Source organism: Bacillus sp. AFS002410, assembly GCF_002556365.1.
In the GTDB taxonomy this organism is placed as follows: Bacteria; Bacillota; Bacilli; order Bacillales; family Bacillaceae_G; genus Gottfriedia.
Map to the genome: position 1 here is coordinate 1 of NZ_NUEU01000101.1, position 17,955 is coordinate 17,955.

Annotated in this window: 24 protein-coding genes; 5 read left to right on the plus strand and 19 right to left on the minus strand. The window is 32.9% G+C overall.

The genetic code is table 11. The annotated features are described in order from the left end of the window. The first annotated feature begins 213 nt into the window (after window positions 1-213). Window positions 214-1,044, plus strand: coding sequence for a helix-turn-helix domain-containing protein (locus CN692_RS24105; RefSeq protein WP_098121674.1), 831 nt, complete (start codon window positions 214-216; stop codon window positions 1,042-1,044). A 7-nt stretch (window positions 1,045-1,051) separates the two neighbouring features. On the opposite strand, the gene CN692_RS24110 is transcribed toward CN692_RS24105, so the two are convergent. The 7 genes from CN692_RS24110 to CN692_RS24130 are packed head-to-tail and all read right to left on the minus strand — an operon-like array spanning window position 1,052 to window position 4,004. Then, complete coding sequence (locus tag CN692_RS24110) at window positions 1,052-1,342, minus strand: hypothetical protein (RefSeq protein ID WP_098121675.1); 291 nt, start codon at window positions 1,340-1,342, stop codon at window positions 1,052-1,054. Window positions 1,343-1,353: 11 nt separating this feature from the next. Next, the gene (locus CN692_RS24115) at window positions 1,354-1,638 is read right to left on the minus strand and encodes a hypothetical protein (RefSeq protein WP_098121676.1); all 285 of its coding nucleotides are present in this window, start codon (window positions 1,636-1,638) and stop codon (window positions 1,354-1,356) included. A 3-nt stretch (window positions 1,639-1,641) separates the two neighbouring features. Further along, on the minus strand, window positions 1,642-1,824 hold the full coding sequence (locus CN692_RS24120) for a hypothetical protein (protein ID WP_098121677.1): 183 nt from the start codon (window positions 1,822-1,824) through the stop codon (window positions 1,642-1,644). A gap of 10 nt (window positions 1,825-1,834) precedes the next feature. Continuing rightward, window positions 1,835-1,996, minus strand: coding sequence for a hypothetical protein (locus CN692_RS26390; RefSeq protein ID WP_179874545.1), 162 nt, complete (start codon window positions 1,994-1,996; stop codon window positions 1,835-1,837). After that, window positions 1,993-2,157: a hypothetical protein gene (locus CN692_RS26395; protein ID WP_179874546.1), complete on the minus strand. Its 165-nt coding sequence runs from the start codon at window positions 2,155-2,157 to the stop codon at window positions 1,993-1,995. The genes CN692_RS26390 and CN692_RS26395 overlap by 4 nt, the downstream gene beginning before the upstream one ends. Further along, window positions 2,135-2,767, minus strand: coding sequence for a hypothetical protein (locus CN692_RS24125; protein ID WP_098121678.1), 633 nt, complete (start codon window positions 2,765-2,767; stop codon window positions 2,135-2,137). The genes CN692_RS26395 and CN692_RS24125 overlap by 23 nt, the downstream gene beginning before the upstream one ends. Next, on the minus strand, window positions 2,751-4,004 hold the full coding sequence (locus CN692_RS24130) for an FtsK/SpoIIIE domain-containing protein (protein WP_098121679.1): 1,254 nt from the start codon (window positions 4,002-4,004) through the stop codon (window positions 2,751-2,753). Before CN692_RS24130 ends, CN692_RS24125 begins: the two co-directional genes overlap by 17 nt. Before the next feature lie 274 nt (window positions 4,005-4,278). On the opposite strand from CN692_RS24130, the gene CN692_RS24135 reads away from it, so the two are divergent. The 3 genes from CN692_RS24135 (at window position 4,279) to CN692_RS24145 (ending at window position 5,161) form a co-directional block, all read left to right on the plus strand. After that, complete coding sequence (locus CN692_RS24135) at window positions 4,279-4,476, plus strand: helix-turn-helix transcriptional regulator (protein WP_306659920.1); 198 nt, start codon at window positions 4,279-4,281, stop codon at window positions 4,474-4,476. Between the two features lie 134 nt (window positions 4,477-4,610). Next, a complete protein-coding gene (locus CN692_RS24140; RefSeq protein ID WP_098121680.1) occupies window positions 4,611-4,859 on the plus strand; it encodes a hypothetical protein in 249 nt (82 codons plus the stop codon). 17 nt (window positions 4,860-4,876) lie between these two features. Continuing rightward, window positions 4,877-5,161, plus strand: a complete 285-nt coding sequence (locus CN692_RS24145) for a hypothetical protein (RefSeq protein WP_098121681.1) — start codon at window positions 4,877-4,879, stop codon at window positions 5,159-5,161. Between the two features lie 302 nt (window positions 5,162-5,463). On the opposite strand, the gene CN692_RS24150 is transcribed toward CN692_RS24145, so the two are convergent. Further along, complete coding sequence (locus CN692_RS24150; RefSeq protein WP_098121682.1) at window positions 5,464-6,573, minus strand: GerAB/ArcD/ProY family transporter; 1,110 nt, start codon at window positions 6,571-6,573, stop codon at window positions 5,464-5,466. Between the two features lie 768 nt (window positions 6,574-7,341). On the opposite strand from CN692_RS24150, the gene CN692_RS24155 reads away from it, so the two are divergent. Continuing rightward, on the plus strand, window positions 7,342-7,878 hold the full coding sequence (locus CN692_RS24155) for a hypothetical protein (protein WP_098121683.1): 537 nt from the start codon (window positions 7,342-7,344) through the stop codon (window positions 7,876-7,878). 256 nt (window positions 7,879-8,134) lie between these two features. On the opposite strand, the gene CN692_RS24160 is transcribed toward CN692_RS24155, so the two are convergent. From CN692_RS24160 to CN692_RS24210, 11 genes are read right to left on the minus strand one after another with little or no spacing between them, the layout of a single operon-like run. Further along, window positions 8,135-8,725 (minus strand): SGNH/GDSL hydrolase family protein, encoded by a 591-nt coding sequence (locus CN692_RS24160; protein WP_098121684.1) that lies wholly within the window; start codon window positions 8,723-8,725, stop codon window positions 8,135-8,137. Then, entirely contained in the window at window positions 8,718-9,221 is a 504-nt protein-coding gene (locus tag CN692_RS24165; RefSeq protein ID WP_098121685.1) for a hypothetical protein, read from the minus strand. The genes CN692_RS24160 and CN692_RS24165 overlap by 8 nt, the downstream gene beginning before the upstream one ends. Before the next feature lies 1 nt (window position 9,222). Further along, window positions 9,223-9,993, minus strand: coding sequence for a BppU family phage baseplate upper protein (locus CN692_RS24170; protein ID WP_098121686.1), 771 nt, complete (start codon window positions 9,991-9,993; stop codon window positions 9,223-9,225). 23 nt (window positions 9,994-10,016) lie between these two features. Next, a complete protein-coding gene (locus CN692_RS24175) occupies window positions 10,017-10,649 on the minus strand; it encodes a peptidoglycan-binding protein (RefSeq protein WP_098121687.1) in 633 nt (210 codons plus the stop codon). 51 nt (window positions 10,650-10,700) lie between these two features. Further along, window positions 10,701-10,889 (minus strand): hypothetical protein, encoded by a 189-nt coding sequence (locus CN692_RS24180; protein ID WP_098121688.1) that lies wholly within the window; start codon window positions 10,887-10,889, stop codon window positions 10,701-10,703. Window positions 10,890-10,901: 12 nt separating this feature from the next. Beyond that, a complete protein-coding gene (locus tag CN692_RS24185) occupies window positions 10,902-11,165 on the minus strand; it encodes a hemolysin XhlA family protein (protein ID WP_098121689.1) in 264 nt (87 codons plus the stop codon). A gap of 11 nt (window positions 11,166-11,176) precedes the next feature. Further along, the gene (locus CN692_RS24190) at window positions 11,177-11,359 is read right to left on the minus strand and encodes a hypothetical protein (protein WP_098121690.1); all 183 of its coding nucleotides are present in this window, start codon (window positions 11,357-11,359) and stop codon (window positions 11,177-11,179) included. Continuing rightward, window positions 11,359-13,143, minus strand: a complete 1,785-nt coding sequence (locus tag CN692_RS24195; protein WP_098121691.1) for a phage tail spike protein — start codon at window positions 13,141-13,143, stop codon at window positions 11,359-11,361. The genes CN692_RS24190 and CN692_RS24195 overlap by 1 nt, the downstream gene beginning before the upstream one ends. 20 nt (window positions 13,144-13,163) lie before the next feature. Next, the gene (locus tag CN692_RS24200) at window positions 13,164-14,936 is read right to left on the minus strand and encodes a glycosyl hydrolase family 28-related protein (RefSeq protein WP_098121692.1); all 1,773 of its coding nucleotides are present in this window, start codon (window positions 14,934-14,936) and stop codon (window positions 13,164-13,166) included. 15 nt (window positions 14,937-14,951) lie between these two features. Continuing rightward, window positions 14,952-15,740: a phage tail domain-containing protein gene (locus tag CN692_RS24205; protein WP_098121693.1), complete on the minus strand. Its 789-nt coding sequence runs from the start codon at window positions 15,738-15,740 to the stop codon at window positions 14,952-14,954. Further along, window positions 15,737-17,953: a phage tail tape measure protein gene (locus tag CN692_RS24210; protein ID WP_098121694.1), complete on the minus strand. Its 2,217-nt coding sequence runs from the start codon at window positions 17,951-17,953 to the stop codon at window positions 15,737-15,739. Before CN692_RS24210 ends, CN692_RS24205 begins: the two co-directional genes overlap by 4 nt. Window positions 17,954-17,955 lie beyond the last annotated feature (2 nt).

A 17,955-nucleotide genomic window follows, 5' to 3' on the forward strand; every position in this document is an offset into this window, starting at 1 on the left:
ACACTTACATAGACGTAAGACCACCAATAAAAACAAAAAAGCACAGCGCGTATAAGAGTGTTGGTAGCACTACTTATACCGTCAGCCTACTCACGATAGGCAAACACTTGCTGTACCTTTATTTGTATTCTAATACAAATAGGTGCTTCTTAGCAATGGTTTGCTTACATCTGGCAAATCGTTGTTTTTTTGTATCCAAAAGGAGACAAAACTGTGAAGCAGGGAATTCAAATTATCGCAAGTGAAGAAACTTATTTTAATTTACGTACGTTTAAAGAAGTTAGTGAGTTAAACCAAACTGTAAGAGCGTACAAAGACCAATTTAAGTGTGATCTATCAAAGTCGGCTATAAAGGTATTAGAATTACTTCAACGCTATTCTACGAAGTATTTAGGTGTTTCATTTCTAAGTAAAAATACTATTGCCGATAAATTAGAGATTAGTAGACGTACAGTCATTAGAGTTTGTCACCAACTAGAAAAATTAGGAATCATTAAACAATATGAAATGAAACGAAATAAAGATATGATGCAAACTAGTAATGCAATAGTAATCCAAGCGATAAATAGTGAAGATGTCACACAAGAGGTTGCAGAAATGTCACACCAAGAAAACAATACCTTCTTAAAACAAAATAATTATAATAATCATTTAAATGTTAAACGTATTCCGTATATTAAATTTGTTCCTAGAAATCTTCAACACTTTCAAGCTTTCTTAGGATCCCTAGTTAAAGACTTATATGGACGAGTATGGTTAGCTGCTAAAAAATTAAAGGTTATTGAGGACCAAGAAACTATGCAAAAAGTTGGATTTATTACTATAGATCAAATTAAACAGTACATTAAATCTGGTAAACAATTAACAAATGAGCAACAGTTAAAACTAGCTTATAAAATTGCATATAACCAATTGCAACAATTAGAATGTGATAAACCTATTGCTCCAGTAAACTACTCTTATATTTTAACTATTGCTTCTCAGAAAAATCCAAGCCCAATTAGTTTCAAAAAAGAGGATCTAAATGAACTTGGAATATATTAATCTATTGTTATTTCCAAACTGTTACAAGTTTCTTTAATCTTTGTATTTTACTTGGTTGAATTTTTTCTAACTCTGTTACAATTCTTTGAATTAAATTAATATAATTATTTCCTTTTTTCCATTCGCAATCATAATGAATTATTCTGGATTCACCACTAAAGACACTTAAAACATAAACACGACCATTAGCAATACCGTCATGCATTGGTTTGAAATTTATTTTAGCTTCAACTATATATAGACCATATTTACCTAAAACGGTATTAGTCTTTGTGTCTAACTCATAACTAAAATTCATTTGATCACTCCTTAAAATAAGTCAGTGAAATCTAGATGTTTAAAAGCTTTTTTGGCCATCTTAATAACTATTCGGTATGAATCAATATCACCTACTTTGTATTGTTTCATATGGTTTAAAATCAATTGAGCATTTTCCTCCTTCTTATATTTAATTGCATCTTTTAAAAGAATTTTTAAATGTTCTGACCCTCTTAATAACTGTGTATCCCACAAATTGTCATAATACATTTGTCGGATACCATTACGATTTATACTTTTAACGGCACCTTTAGCAATTGAACTAAATATACCCATTAGTTAAGACCCTCCCTTTCCAAAGACAAATACCTTAATTTCACGTGGTCTTTTCACTCTTGTTAACTTTTTAATGATTAGCTCCCCATTTTCAAACATTAATTTGCCATGAACTCGTTGTTTGTTAGCACGTTTCCACCAAATTTTATGACAGATGTATCCTCCAATAATAATTGACTTAATCATAATGAACCCCCTAAGGTTTAATAACCTCAAAAATGATTTCCTTTAATGCATCCAGATATTCTCCGATATCATCTGTGATCATAGTTAAATCTTCATAAGAACTTAAACCATCAATTTGTGAGATTTTTGTTTCAATTCTACTGAATAGGAATTTCGCCATTTTCTCTTTCAAAATATAACCTCCTTCGCAATATGAACTACTCCTTTACCTGCAGCAATTAGCAAATCATACGTATCAAGATTCAATGGATTGGCTGGGTCTGCTTCCAACATCTTAATCATTGTTTTACCGCCTTTTCTTGTGGCCAATTTAAACGCTAGGCGTGCTAACATTATTCGTCACCTCTTGATTTGAATTTATAAGCAATTCGCTAGCAGACTTAAATTGAATTACCTGCAAAAAAGAATCGATTTCATATTCTTTATCTGTAAAAATTACAATATAAGGGAAAAAAGGTGAACTTTCTTTCTTCTGCCAAGGAAAACTGACCCACTCATTTGAATGGAAATATGACTCATATCTTTTTATCTTTTCGGTGATAAGTTTTTTGTTATAGAATGTCAATTGGACTTCGACGAAGAATGGAGTTTTATTAAATATCATGAAAGCATCTGGCTCTACAACACCTTGCGGACCTAATTTAGGCTCTACTTCAAATGTTCCTAAATAATGTTTTAGTGTGATATAGACTTTAAATAGTTCTCTGAAATGTGGGATTTTTTGAGAGGTCTCTTTGATTGGTTTTTCTGTGGAAAAATATAATGCTGGAATTTGTCTTTTGGACTGTTTAATATAACCACGATCCGTTAGTCTTCTTAGGACGGTATTGCAATTCGATATAGGATTTTTCTTACTTAAAAAAAATAACTTGATTACATCATCCCTATCCAAACATTTAAATTTATTGATGATTGAAATGATTTGTTTATCTCTTTTGCTCACCTAAAACACCCCAAACGATAGGTTTTTTCTCTTTCCCTTTCTTAGTTGATTTCTTTCTATTAGCTGGTTTAATTTTTTCTTTCTCCTCTAATACCTCTTCAATTACTTTTTCAACTCTTAATGGATTTAACATTTCTTTTGCTACTTTATAATCAAGTAATGGAACCTTTACATCGATTAGACCTAGTATTGACTTCATCTTCATGTGCCCAGGAGATGTTAACTTTTCGCATCCTCCACAATCGATCACGATTTTGCTATTTACTGCATCTTGTTGCCTACCACCGATACGAACAGTTAATAAAGCCTTTATTCTCCCACCTAATATTTTTGCATCGGGTCTTTGAGTACTTAATACCATAAAAACACCAAGAGCGCGACCAATTGCAGTAATATCTTCAATCGAATCAACAATCGTTTTGACATCATTTATTAGGGAAAACTCATCAATAAAAATCATGATATACGGTGGCTTCACTTCTTTAGGTAATTCATCAATATGTGGTACTTCATGTAGCTCTAATAAATCCCCTCGATCACTTAATTCATTTAAAATTTCACTAAATCTTTTCTTCATTTTTTCTCTATCGTACGTATTTTCAACGACATGAGGTAATTGTTTGAACAGAAAAAACTCAGACTTTTTCAAATCAAATAGATATAGTTTTAATTCTTCAGGCGTTTTATTGAAAATCAATGTGGTTAATATCGATCTAAGGATTACGCTTTTTCCACTTCCTGTTTCACCAGCAATTAATAAATGCGGTTCTTCCACCATGTCATATGAAATTGTTTTCCCTCTTGAATCCTTCCCTACGTATATAGGTAAATTGTATTTAAAATTCATCAATTGATAATCATATTTTTCTTTTAATGGATTGTTCATAAAAACATATAGTACAAAAGTTTTCGAACTCACTTTTTTTAATTCAATGTTTTGACCAAATTCTTGCTCAAATACATAGGACTTCTCTTCCAAGTCACCCGGCTTAAACCCTCTTGGTAAATTTAAGACAGCTTCAATTCCATTTTCCAATAATCCTATTCTGACTATTTGAGGATATATTGGGACATCACCATATTTTCTGTACATATCCCCTAATTCAAAACATTCTATAACTTTTGCTTTAAATAATTGTTTTACTTCATTTTCTTTTAATTTTTCATAATATTTTTTTGCATAATTTTTCAGCCTTTGGGGCACACTCAGGTTTACCTTATTTTTTTCTTCTCCCACTCTTTCCTCCTCCTTACTAATAACATTCTTTAGAAATGTTGATAATACTGAAGTAAACCTCTTAATACCTAGGTATTGATGGTTAGGTAGAAAATCAAGTAGTTACTCAATTAGATTTGAAGCTGCTACTTAAGTAACGATGATAGAGATGCTTAACTAACTACCTAACCACTCTTGTTAATAAATGATATTCGCCTACCTAAGTAATATTGCGTGTCCACCTAAAAAGGATTTTAATATTTTTTTATTGAATTAAATAAATGAGGTGGTAAACATGATAGTTTCTAAATTAAAAGAGATATTAGATGAACGAGGAATTAAATACTCATATATTGCAAAGAAGGTTAAGATCAGCAACTCTACTATGAGTTTTCTAATAAGTAATCAATCTACTCCAACATACAAAACTGCTTACTATATCGCTAAAGAATTAAATATGAAAATGGAGTCTATATGGTACTTTGAAGAATAGCTCACTGAAAGAGTAAATATCCTTTTCCAACAAATGCAGTTCAAACTGGAACAGCTAAACTTACATTAAGTACGCCATCTGGTAATTCAGAAAATGGCAATGTTCCTGTTTTATTTGCAAGTAATGATGATTTATTGATTCAAATAGGAGCTGATTTTGAAAAGTTCCAGGGTGATAAGCAAACGTTTGTGTATATTGATCAATTCTATAATAGTACTGATCAATATGGGGAACTTACTCAATCTTCTGTAGAGCTATCAGAACAAACACTAAAACCTGGTGTCCATACAGTAGCTGCTATACAATTTGATAATGATGATCCTAACACTGGAAAGATAGTGAATTTCATTGAAGCGAAATATGAGGTTAAAGAGAAGAAATAAATTTTGGAGAGTAAATTATGTTCCCACTAAAAAACTACTATGAATCAATCATCAAAAAAGAAATAGTCGGAATGGAAAAAGAAACTGCATTGAAACGACTTGGAAATCTTCTCGCTTGCCCAGTGTTCAGCAAGGATACAAAGGGTTCCGTTCATATAAGATATTTTTCATGTAAGTTAGAAGGTGCTGAAATGGTGCCTAATATGGATAGGTGGATTGGGACGATTGCATTGAGGATTGAGAATGGTATTGTGAAGGAAACAGCTTTAAGTGTGCCTGGAGAAAAGTATAAAAAGTTTTAATATGTGTATGATATTGTCTTGGTGAACAAAATGAACAAAATGGAAATTTTAGTATGGTTAATACCTATAGGTGTAACATTAATTTTAGTTTTAATGTTGGCGAATGTTAATAAATTAGATGAATAAAACTGGTGTTAAGCAATCGGCTATTAGTATTCCTGGGGATAAAAAAGAGCCCTAAAGTATATGTTAAGAAACTTTAGGGCTAAAAGGTATATACTAGTAAATTGAGACATCTACAAACATATCTTATCATTATTTAAACGAATATAAATGGTATGAATGATTCAAATCATACACTTTTACATATCCAACTTTTTACCCCTAAGCTTCTTTTGTATTAAAACTATTATAATTAAAATAACAGGAATTATTATTTGAAGTGGTATCTGTAATAAGTAGGGTACTATTTCTGAGACCTTTATACGCTGCTCTAAATAGTTCGGTGCTAACCATAATGAACAAACTAATACTATTATTGCAATAGGATAGATTAAATCACTACTCTTCTTCACATCAAATAACTCTGCAGATCCTGAAACAGCACAATATAAATAAACTGTAATTTTCAAGAAGAAATGATATATAGTAATACCTATTAGAAAAGTATCCAACCTTTGAATGAAATCTGCAATATTAATATAACCAACAGCAGTTAAAAATGGATATATGGATCTTTCTATTTCTGAAACGCCTAATATTGCAATATTTAATATTGAAAGTATAATTCCTATGAATCCAAACACCAATAGCGATGAAATTCCTACCTTCATTGCTTTATTTTGATTGTTTAGATTCGGCAAAATCATTGTAAATACAAATATTTCTCCAAATGGGCTTGAAGCCATTATTGGAGTTGCTTTTAGTACAGGTTTCCATCCATTTTCTAAAACAGGTCTTAAATTATTAAGATTAATTATTTTAGAAATAAGCTCAAATCCAAAAAAAAGTATAATAAGAAACATTGAAACAAAAAACATAAATTCATTTGCACGTGCAAATGTTTCTAGTCCTTTATAAAGGGCGTACATGATTAAGAACATCATTAATATTCCTATAGAAATAAGTGATGAATTGTTATATAAAGTTATTACTAATAAATCTTCGCAATTACGTAGAAGTAATGCAGCATAATAAATAAAATAAATGATATAAATTAATGCCATTACTTTACCTAGGTATTTCCCTAAAATCAGTTGTATATATTTTAAAAATGATATTTCTGGAAAAAATGAATTTAACTTAATAAGTACATAAAATAACAGACAACCAATAACAAGTCCCAGAATTAGACTGATCCAAGTATCCTGCTTAGCTCTTTTATAGACCTCAATTGGTATTTGCCCACCTAACTCAAACATAAAAATCATACAAAGTAATTGAAAGCCACTTATTTTTATTTTACGATTCATTTTATTTCGTTCCCTCTTAGAACTTTTTTACCCTGCTTTAATCGAATACATCTATTTTTACCATATAAAGACAAATATAACACTTTGCTTTAAAATGGAGGTGTGAAGGAGACGGCTTTAAGTGTTCCAGAAAAATAATAACTGCATATAATAAACTACTCAAGGTTCATTCGACAGACATCTACCCGGTCGCGGGAGATGTCTTTTTTATTTGTATCAAATAGTTGGCTATAAGCGTGCTGAAGATAAAAAGTAAAATAAACATAAATTAACTTCATAATATGATTCAAAAAATCATGAACAAAGTGTTTCGTTAGAACATACAAATAATGTTTGGATTTGTAATACAAAAAATGTATTAACAATGTGTTATTAAACAATAATAAGGTTATAAATAAAATAAGCAAATATATATTTTATTTAATCGAATGGAGATTTGTAATAGACTATTGAGTGATTGGGAGGCAAAAGTATTTCCATAACAGAGAGTTACTCAATAGTCTATTACCATCTTACCCTATTTTCTTCTAAGAATTTTTAGAGTAAAATATATTATCATTATAGAGGTTAATACATCATCTAAATTCATATTAACACCTCCTATTTCACCTCCCAATCCCTATTATTTATCACTTTCACAAATCTATTCTTAATCGAGATTGTTAATTTATGGCATAAAAAATAGCCCTGCTACCAATCGGTAACAGGGATTTTTATTGTTTATGTCGTTTAAAGTGTTACAATATTTTGTAGACTGGAGGTGAAAAAATGGATTCTAGATTAATCAATTTATTTCAAATGGAGATAAAAAATCAATGTGAATTTGCACTACATTCAATAGAATCAATAAACAAACTAATGAAGCCACCATTAGCATCGTTTGATTCTAATGAAGTTTGGTTCTACATACAGAGTTTCCTAACTTCTACAGCAAATATCTCGAAGTTATTGTTTGGAACAAAAAATCAAATTTCTATCTCAAGAAAACCTTTAAGAGAATCATTAGGTGTATCAGAAGGTTCAGTTATAAAAATTAGAGATATGAGAAATCATTTTGAGCATTTTGATGAAAGAATCGAAAAATGGAACAAAACATCAGTCCGTCATAATTTTGCTGACAAATTAATTGGTCCAACTAATATGATCCAAGGCTTGGAACAAGGAGATCATTTTAGACATTTAGATACATCCAAAGGATCTATTAGATTTAATGGAGAAGAGTATCTCGTTCAACCTATTGTGGATGAAATAATAAAAATTCATACTGCTGCAAAAATTGAATATCAAAAGATGATGTATCAGTAATAAGAATTCCCCTTTTTAATAATAAAATTAAAAAGGGGTTAATATAACGGACAAGGATTTGCACCCTATATATGCTGTTAGTTCCTCTTTTACACCTCATTTAACCGTAGGCCTCGCTACTACGGCACACATTCCATTATGGTAATCGCGTCTACCTATTCCGCCACCGTTATATATTTAGTATATCATTTTTAGCCTTTATTCGCTTAGACGCGCCTTTATATCTTATGACACTAACTCTTCCAAGTGTGTCGTACTACTTCCCTAATTTTTGGACGAATTTCGTTTGTTGCACGATAGGGAATAAAACATCATGAAGAGCTTGATGACCTGTTGTATTAGGGTGGAGTAGATCAACAGCAGTATAAGTTGCTGTATTTCCTTGTGTCCACGCATTTTCAAAGTAACACAAAAGAGTATTATTGTTAGTCGCTACTGTTGCAACTGCTGTTCTAAATGGATCTAAACTATTTGCAAATGCATCTGCACGTCTACTGATTGAACATAGTATAATTTCAACGTTTGGATTACGTTTTTTGAGCATTTTTACAACTGTATCTAAATTACTTTGAAAAGTAGCTACAGGAACGCTATTGGAACAATCATTTGTACCGATATGAATAGTTACTAAATCAGCTTCAATTCTTGACCAATAATGAGGTGCAGTAAGGAAATCACCAGACTTCCAACCGGAAATACCTTTATTAATCAAACGACAATCACCATAATTATCTGCAATTGATTTTCTTATTTTTGCTGCATAAGTTCCGTATGGTGTCGTTGTTGCTAACGTTGAACCATAAGTGATTGAATCACCTAATGCTAAATAAACCCCACCACTACGCATTAATATTCACCTCATATCCGAAAATTGCACCGTATAACACTCCGGCTGATGCCCCGTTATTGATAGCTCCAACAACAATTGTCCCATTTGAATCAATAACCATTTCTCCATCGCATTCGATTATAATAGGTGTTCCCGCCTTTACAAAAACACGAATAGGATACATTGCAACAACTTGTGGGATGTTAGTATTTAACTGAATAATTAATTCTGCGTCAACATTAGACGAAACAGATAAATGTTTAGGATAAAATGCACAATCGACAGTAGGATTAAACGCAATAGAAGTAAAAGCCCCTGTATTTGGCAAAGTAACATTGTTCGCAAAAACACCTTTTGGTTGTCTGCCTTCTCTTGCCATTCTCGCCCAAAATGTTTCTGAAACGGAAACAACTTCTTGACCAACTTTAGTTCCTAGTGGATTTTCTCTTAAATCATCATCTACACGTTTTGTTGGTACGAATTTATTTATTATTTGAGTAATATTGAATCCCATCTTATAACACCGTCCTTGTCACAGTTGAAAACTCACCGTTTATATAATTTAATTTAGAAACTACTGTTTTTCCGTTAAGAACTTCAGTTACGGTGTCTACTGTTCCGTCTGGGTTATAAGTAATAGTAGAAGATACTTTTACAATTGAACTGTCCTTTTCTTCTACTTTTGTTAACTGACCGTTTGTGTAAGTAGGGATAACCGAATAATTATTTTGTGACGCTATATCCGCCAAGAGGTTATTAACAGAATTGAATTTTGTGTCTGTTTGACCTTTTGTATAAACATCTGCATTTTGAATTTCTTGAATTTTGTCATCCAATTGGACAAAAGTATCATCAATTTGAATTAAAGCATCGTTTATTGATTGCCATTCATTGCTTGATTCTACAGTTTGATTATTTAATATCGCTTTGTCAGACAGGAATGAAAACTTTTCTGTAGCTGCTACTTCTTTTACTGCATCATCTACATTTTTATATAAATAAACCTGCGCTTGATGTGATCCCGATTCATTGTAGGCTTGTGTATCTAACAATACTTTAACTTTGCCAGATAGGGCATCAACGATTTCGCAATCTTGAATGACAGTTTGTCTACTTGGCTTTTTAATGACGATACGAAAAGTAAGTCCTGTGATATCAATTGGTTGCTTATTTTTAGTAATTGCAATATTTAACTCAATTGTATTTAAATCATTTTGGTCAACCCAAAAAGGTGGATTCGAAGTCTTATCCACCAGATCGAGTTTTATACTAAATGGTTTTAACATCAGAAAAAACCTCCATCATTTACTTAAAATAATTTAGACCAAGTTTGTTGACCCACAATCCCATCTACAGTGAGACCTTTTCGTTTTTGATACTCTTTCACTGCTTTTTCAGTTTTAGGACCAAACTTGCCATCAACATCTACCTTTACTGCACGTTGAATACGCTCTACGTCTTTACCTTGGCTTCCTACTTTTAAAGGTTTGTTAGGATAAGGAACAATATCCTTTTCGATGATTTCGGCTTTAATAGCAGTATCAGGTTTAGAGATTTTAGGTGCTACCCAATCTTTCTTCACTTCAAAGTGCGGATTATCAGGTTGTTTCCAAGTACCACCCCATGTAATGCCTAAATTCCCCGCAATTTCACCTGCTTTCTTCAATGTAGAAGAATCATATAAATCTTTCGGTTTATTTACAGCGATATCCCACGCTAAACGACCAGTATGATTACTAGATCTTGTCCAAGTAACTTTCTGTCCTTCTCTTGTTCTGCCATATGAATAAAGATAATCTTGTCTTTCTTGTGAACGATATGTTTCTGTAATAAAAATATCTAAACCTGTTTTTTTACATTCTTCAAGAAATAATTTAACTGCATTTTGTGCAGCTGGTAAAAGCTCATTAATATCTCTACAAGTTTTTGTTACATCTGTCATACAATCGTCTCCCTTTTTATGATATAAATAAAAGCCACCCAAATGGATGGCTTAATTTTTTTCTTCTTTTTTATGATTTTTAATGATGCCCCATATAGCATAGCCAGCAGTGAAAGCGGTCGCTGCAACAGTAGAAATCATTTCAATAGTGTCTTGTCCAATTGGATGACCTAAAATCACTCCAATAGCCATACAGATAACAGTCACAATGGGCATAATTGCTGTTTTACTTACATTCATTTGTAACACTCCTTATTTATAATTTAGTAAAAATGTAATTGTGGCCAATATTAAACCGCCAACAACTGTTCGCCATAGCCAAGTAATATTACCTTCAATGGAATCTAAACGTTTGTGAGCACTCCTTGTACTTTGTAATGCTTCAGTTGAATCTTTCTCAACACCATTGATCATAGTCATTTTCGTTTCAATTACGATGAGTCTATCTTTGATATCATCTAATTTTTCAGCTAGTTTTTCGTTTGGTTCCACTCGACTCAACTCCTTTTTAGACATAAAAAATACACCTATTCGCTAGGTGTTTCTACTGGTGAAATAAACTTAATGTCAATACGTGAAATAATGACATCACCAATTAATACAGTGGAAATATCTCGATCATTTAACTGTTCATTTAAAACAATTGGATCATACGATTCAACTTCTATTTCAATAGACATTCCGCTATGTGTAATGACTTTTAGTTTCATCAATAAGTGCCTCCTACTCTACTTTGTATGAATAATCTAGAGATAATGTTAGCGTTAATCCTGCCTAAATCATTTGGAGTAATAGTCACCTCGTGCCACTTAGCTCTTTCTATTTTCCCTTCACTGTCTTTTGAAAGATATGGGATTATATCAATTTCTGAACCACTTGTAGACGTAATGGGAACTGTATTTCCATCTACTTTTATCACTACTGCAGTTGGCAACTCAGTCAATTTATAAATACCATGTTCAATATCATGAGTATGATTTGGTAGTGTAATAGAATGTGTATGATTTGGCGTGGTTACTGAATGAGTATGATTTGGTATTGTGACATTATGATCGTGTGTAAATGGACTACCTGGTATCTGTACTTCATGTAAGTGATTACCGTAGTTATCAGTTCCGACTACATTTTGCGGAACACCAGATATTACATTTAATTGAATAAATGTTTTCGTACTTGTTGTTTCAGTCGAACCACCACCACTAGAACTTGTAACTGTAGCGCCACCTCCAGATGAGCTAGTTTGTGCTGTTGCGCCACCACCTTTAGTTGCTCGTCCGTATGTTCTAAATGCTTCCGTTTCATAATACAACATTAGTTCATTCACATTCACTAAATCGTCAGGCAAATAAAAACGGATAACTGCAGGATTGTCTTGATCGCAATTATCCGTATAATTATGAGAATCGATATTTGTAGCTCCTTGTGAGTACAGTTCGTTGATTTGTTGTCTTCTTTCCAAATCCGTTGTTGTTGTTGCGATATCATCTGTTAAGTTAGCTATTTCTAACTGTATATCACCAGGTTTTCCTGTTATATCATTTTTGGATTCTTTCAATATCCTCTGTTCAATAACGCCTAAATCCGAATGAACTAATCGGACAATTTTCCCCACACTTAACTCATCAATACGACTACCTGTAATTTTAGAAATATCTGCTGCAGAACCACGAATAGTTAACTTAGGAAGTTTCCACGATTCAAGTAGACCGTTACATGTAGCTAATAATGATTCAGCATCTTCAAATCTCTTATCAACAAATATATAGGACCTTAAACCATACTTAGCAATTGATGCTGCATCCTCAACATAAGGTAAACCATTGTTTATTTTCGTAAACGTAAGTTGATTTACCCCTTCACCATTCCCAAGGCCATATATACGATTGAATATGACTGTTGGATCTTCTTCAATTTCTATACCTTTTAAGTTCTTACCTTGCCTTATTTCACAAGTTGCAACCGAATCAGGTTCAACTAAATTTAATGTCCATGGATAATAAGTTGTATCCCATGTCCATTGGTAGGGCACATCGAAAGGTGTAGGGATTGAAAATATAGCAGATAATAAATTCTCATTCTCCCACGAGTAATCAAAACCTCTAGCGAAGTCGACTTGACCTATTTGCCAATGCTTAGTTGTTTGATTATTCATAAGTTGAACTAATGCTTGTTTAGTTGTATATCCACTTAATTGGTTGTATTGAAAAAGCACATCGTCTAACAGTGTTGCTAATACATGTTCCATTTGATAAGTAACACTGTTATTTGATTCGTTTTTTTGTGTCAGAGAAGGAATAATTCTAAATAAACCAATATACTTATCATCTTCAACCTCAACAAAATTTAACGATTCACAATGTTTCTGTTTTGGATCATCGAAAGGTAAAGTAAATGAAGCTGTCCATAATTGGTTATATGTCTTTTCATAACTAATATCATAAGCATTTTCAAGGAGAGCAATGGCTTTTAAGGATTTATTTAGAATTTTAATCATTACTTAATCACCTCTGGATATTAAACAATTCCTATTACTTTTCTAATATGACTTGTACCTGAAATTGCATCAGCTTGAATACTTGTAGTTGTAGGGAAACTAAAATCAATCTTATCAGCAGCAGAACTGTCATCACATACGATTCTAAAACGACTTGTTGTTCCTGTTATGATTGCCAATTTAGCTATCGTAGTCATAACCATTGAAGCTGTTGCGCTAGAATTATCATTAGCCATAACTATAATTAAACTAAAGTTTTTAATGTCTTGTGATAATGTAGCGCTTGCTCCATTTGTCGCTAAATCTCCGTCAAATAGTACCGATTGACCCGCTCCTATTTTGATGTTATCAATCTCTGTTGTATCACTACCACTAATCAAAGCTGTTGTTCCTTTTTTGTAGTTATGTGAAACAATTTTATTCCCTACACTTCCACCGCTTGAATACCAAGCGTTGTTATATTTTGGTGTAATTGCTGTGACTGTATCATCGTCAAACGTGTTATTATTCGATGCGATAATTCGATTAGCTGCATAATTGGCTGAAGTTGATAGTCCAACTTCTTTATATATGTTTTTACTGAATTTATTGTTATGTGATGTATCTAACATCAGTCCTGATTTTTGTGAATTTAGAACTGTATTTCCTTTAATAGAGCTATCTTCCGTTTTATATAGACTTATTCCGTAACCTCCAGCATTCATAATAATGTTGTTCTCAACTGTTGCATACTTTTCTCCAGTTAGATTCAACATATTATCGAATGATGTATCAAAAATATTATTGGTAATATTTATATTTTCACAAAAGATAGTATCTGCTGTTCCATACTGAGCATCTGAATGTGTACCAACTGCACGTATGACATTTTTAAAGACACACTCTTCAATATAAATATCTCTAGAAATAGTCAAATCGTATGAGCCAAAACTTGGGAATGAACTAGCTGTAGCTACCTCAATCTGAATCAACTCAAAATTAGTCGATGAAGTATCAGTATAATTTACATCACCTAACACACATCTTTTAAATCGTATATTTTTACATGAAGATATCTGAAAATAATGTCCAATCTGACCGTTTTCAACAGTTATCTCAGTGAATGTAATGTTCTCGGCATGACCTAAGTCAAAAAATGAAATAGTTTGTGTAGTAGCTAAGGGATACAAAGTTCCTTCTTGGCAATTTAAATCAAAAGTTCCACCATTGAAATGGATGTTTCCGTCTCCGTTATACCCACTACTTACATAACTTGCATCTCCAATAGGTCCATTAGCAAACATTTTAAAATAGCTTCCGATTCGTTTCACGATCGCTTTCGGATGAAACTCTACGTTCGTATTTTTATAAACTTGAATGTAATTACTAATTAAATAAGTCCCTTTTGGAAAGTACAACTTTACACTACCATTTGTTTTTGCATAATAAAAAGCGTTTCGGATGGCTGTTGTATCATCCGTCACGCCGTCTCCTTTAGCGCCTAGAGATTTAACGCTGATCACAAAATCTACAAACCCTGTTAAATCAGCAGAACTAACTAATTCGTCTAAATTAGTTAGTTTTTCATTAACTCGTGTAGATTGTTCGTCTAATCTTTCTTTCAAAGTAGTGTAGATATTTCCGTCTTCATCTACCCTGGCCTGCGCTGCCTCTACTGAAGAATCTCCATCAATTACAATAGTATTTAATTGGTCTTGAAAATTATTAACCTTAGTAATCGATTGATTAAGCAACGGAAAAGTTTGTCTTAGGGAAGCAGAACCCGGTATTAATGGTATTGGGATGTCTGGCATAAGTACTACCTCCTCCTATAAGTATTGATAAACTAATTTTTCTTTTAATGTTAGATTTAAATTTGAACCATTAATTTGTATTTGATTTACTCCTGGTAATAAATCAATAAAATAAGGAGTGACTAAATCCTCTACACTATTCACAAAAATGGTGTATCTTTCTCCATCAACATCAAACGTCGAATTTGAAAATGTTCCAAAATTCATTACTACTCCGTTTGCTGATAAATTTACATTATTGCCAGAACCACTCATATTAAATGAGTATCTAATTGCAATGCTGCCATTATTAACGACTTCAATTGTTTGTTCACTGTTTATTAATCTTTCAGATCCATCTGTTAACCATGAGATATCTGAAAGGATTGGAATATCAGAATCCCATACGATTTCATCGGATTGAAGCTTAAATTTTTTATATGGTTTATTCGCTTTGAATTCTAAAATAAAGAAATTGAACCCTATGGTTCTTTGTGGATCAATTTGATTAGAGACTTTTACAAGGTAATGCTTATCCATCTCATAATCAAACGTTAATTTTTTTTCTTTAGGTAGACCATAAGGATCAAATAAAAAAGCAACGAATTCATTTAATCGTCGCTGTTTTTCGTAAATATCATATTCAATAAATCCTAAAGGAAATGAAAATGGACGTGAGCCAAACTCTGACCCAAAATCCCATTCTCCAGGCATTCCGGGGATAGTCATTGTTTTAGTTCTTAATTCTGGCGTAGATGGATGAGTATGTTCTTTTTGAATTTGTAATCCCCATTGACTAATTGGGATGTCGTCAAGATAAATCACCGTCTCACAACCCCTTTTGAACGAGCATCACGCTTCTCTAAGATAAATAACTCTCTAGCAAGCTTTTTAATGTCATCATCAGATCTTACTGTCATATTTTGTATGACAATCCCCTGATTTCCGCCAACATTAATAAATTCACTAATTCCACTTGCAATTGAACGAAATACATCCTTAGTTAAAGGTAAAGCTGCTTCCTGTGCTGTCGGATGGTCACCAATACCTATTAATCTAGGTGAATTTGCTGGAAAAAGACCACCGTTTTTATACCAATCTACATTTATTTTAGGGACACTAATTCCGCCTTTAGGATTAAGATCTAGTTTTCCACTTATACTAAAATGAGGGAGTTTTAATTTCGGTAGCTCCCATTTAATTCCTTTAAACAAGTTTGCAACTGTATTTTTCAACTTCCTTGCTGAATCCATAATTTTATCCCAGTTTTTATATAAACTAACTCCTGCACCAATGACCATACCAATCGGCCCAGTTAAACCCAATAGTAGACCTTTGAAAGGTCCTAAGTGGTTTATTAGGTTCCCAACTTTTTCTTTAATGGTGTCCCAGTTTTTATATAACAAAACTCCAATAGCTATTACTGCAGCAATTGCTGCTACAACAGCCATAACCGTTAAAATAATCGGCAATAATGCAATTTCAGCTGCCGCAAAAGCTCCGGTAACTGCCAAAATTACAGGTGTTAAGGCCAAAGCTAATCCGATTAAAATTCCTAATACGGTAACAATTGCTGTAATAGTTGCCGCTAAAGTAGGATTTTGTGCTGCCCAATCAGCTATTTTTCCTACGAATTCTGCCACTTGAGTTAATAAGGGGGCAAGAGCAGTATTCATATCAGCAATGGCTTTGTTTAATCTAACTTGTGGATTTTCATCCATTTGTTTAGTTGTATCATTTAAAGCTTGTTGATTTTCTTTTGCGGTAGCAAGGTTACTTTTCATTCCACCTAACGTTTCAAGAATGTTACTTCCTTGGTCTTCCCACATAGTTCCAAACAGTTGAACACCAAGTGCATTTTGCGTAGTTTTATCTTTAACATTACTAAGAGCTTGCCCAACTTCTTGCATAGCTAACTGTCCGCCTTTTCCACCTTCGGCGATAGCTTTACCCCATTTTTGAAGTTGATCTGTAGATATTTTTGTACCCTCTAATAATTGTGCAGTTGCTTTTGGCACAGATTGACCAAATTGAGCTAATCGAACTCTTCCTTCTTTTAAACCATCAAGAAGATTATCGATATTCCAAGTCCCGGAATCTACCCCAGCTGCCATAATCGCTTGAATCTCTTCTGCATTGTAACCAGCTCTTTTAAGTTGTGCTCCATATTCTGCAATAGTATCAAGTTGATCTGGAGGAAATCCTACTTTAAGTAGCGCATTTGTAAGTCCTAATGCATCTTCTTGAGACATCCCCATTTCTTTAGCCATTTCATGTGATTCTTGAATTAATTCTGTAAAATCAATCCCGTCAAAAGCTTCGGAAATAGCACCTGCACTTTTAATGATTGCAGCATTTGCTGAAGCGCTAGCATCTTTATTTAATGCCCATTGGCGTCTTACACCTTCAAGCGCTGCTTCCGCATCTACTCCATAGGCTTGAACATCCTTTATTGCTTTCTTAACAATTGCCTTTGATTCTTCTGGAACATTAAAAGAAATATCGATTTTAGTATTAGTAGTAGAAGTTTCTAACGCTTTCTCAAGAACTCCAGCAATTCCGCCTCCAGCAGCAAGACCACCAATTACCCCAGCTATCTCTCCACCTAAACCTTTTATGGATTCTCCGGCTTGTTCAGCATCGGTATGAATGTCTCTTATACTAGAGTTATCATTTACTTTAGATAAAGAAGTTCTTAATTTCCCTAATGAGGCTTCAGTAAAATGAATCTCACGCCTAAACGATCTATATTGTTCTTCCGAGATTTTACCTTTTTCAAACTGCTTCTGTACTTCAGCTTCCGCTTGTTTTAATTGATTTAATTTATTTGATGTCAATTCAATCTGTTGAGTTAGAATTCTTTGTTTTTGAGCAAGTGCTTCAACATTACCTGGATCAAACTTTAATAATCTCTCTACGTCTTTTAACTCTTTTTGTAAACCGATGCTTTTTTTATTAACATCACTTAGGGCTTTTTCCAACCCTACGGTATCCCCACCGATTTCAATTGTTATTCCCTTTATACGTTGAGAACCCATTT

Excerpts from the sequence above, each read along its gene's own strand:
- CN692_RS24190 (WP_098121690.1), bottom strand. The coding sequence starts at position 11,359 with ATGAAACTAAAAGTCATTACACATAGCGGAATGTCTATTGAAATAGAA.
- CN692_RS24180 (WP_098121688.1), bottom strand. The coding sequence starts at position 10,889 with ATGAATGTAAGTAAAACAGCAATTATGCCCATTGTGACTGTTATCTGT.
- CN692_RS24145 (WP_098121681.1), top strand. The coding sequence starts at position 4,877 with ATGTTCCCACTAAAAAACTACTATGAATCAATCATCAAAAAAGAAATA.
- CN692_RS24185 (WP_098121689.1), bottom strand. The coding sequence starts at position 11,165 with ATGTCTAAAAAGGAGTTGAGTCGAGTGGAACCAAACGAAAAACTAGCT.
- CN692_RS26395 (WP_179874546.1), bottom strand. The coding sequence starts at position 2,157 with ATGTTAGCACGCCTAGCGTTTAAATTGGCCACAAGAAAAGGCGGTAAA.
- CN692_RS24135 (WP_306659920.1), top strand. The coding sequence starts at position 4,279 with ATGATAGTTTCTAAATTAAAAGAGATATTAGATGAACGAGGAATTAAA.
- CN692_RS24160 (WP_098121684.1), bottom strand. The coding sequence starts at position 8,725 with ATGCGTAGTGGTGGGGTTTATTTAGCATTAGGTGATTCAATCACTTAT.
- CN692_RS24170 (WP_098121686.1), bottom strand. The coding sequence starts at position 9,993 with ATGTTAAAACCATTTAGTATAAAACTCGATCTGGTGGATAAGACTTCG.
- CN692_RS24165 (WP_098121685.1), bottom strand. The coding sequence starts at position 9,221 with ATGGGATTCAATATTACTCAAATAATAAATAAATTCGTACCAACAAAA.
- CN692_RS24210 (WP_098121694.1), bottom strand. The coding sequence starts at position 17,953 with ATGGGTTCTCAACGTATAAAGGGAATAACAATTGAAATCGGTGGGGAT.
- CN692_RS24120 (WP_098121677.1), bottom strand. The coding sequence starts at position 1,824 with ATGATTAAGTCAATTATTATTGGAGGATACATCTGTCATAAAATTTGG.
- CN692_RS24200 (WP_098121692.1), bottom strand. The coding sequence starts at position 14,936 with ATGCCAGACATCCCAATACCATTAATACCGGGTTCTGCTTCCCTAAGA.
- CN692_RS24115 (WP_098121676.1), bottom strand. The coding sequence starts at position 1,638 with ATGGGTATATTTAGTTCAATTGCTAAAGGTGCCGTTAAAAGTATAAAT.
- CN692_RS24150 (WP_098121682.1), bottom strand. The coding sequence starts at position 6,573 with ATGAATCGTAAAATAAAAATAAGTGGCTTTCAATTACTTTGTATGATT.
- CN692_RS24155 (WP_098121683.1), top strand. The coding sequence starts at position 7,342 with ATGGATTCTAGATTAATCAATTTATTTCAAATGGAGATAAAAAATCAA.
- CN692_RS24195 (WP_098121691.1), bottom strand. The coding sequence starts at position 13,143 with ATGATTAAAATTCTAAATAAATCCTTAAAAGCCATTGCTCTCCTTGAA.
- CN692_RS24175 (WP_098121687.1), bottom strand. The coding sequence starts at position 10,649 with ATGACAGATGTAACAAAAACTTGTAGAGATATTAATGAGCTTTTACCA.
- CN692_RS24110 (WP_098121675.1), bottom strand. The coding sequence starts at position 1,342 with ATGAATTTTAGTTATGAGTTAGACACAAAGACTAATACCGTTTTAGGT.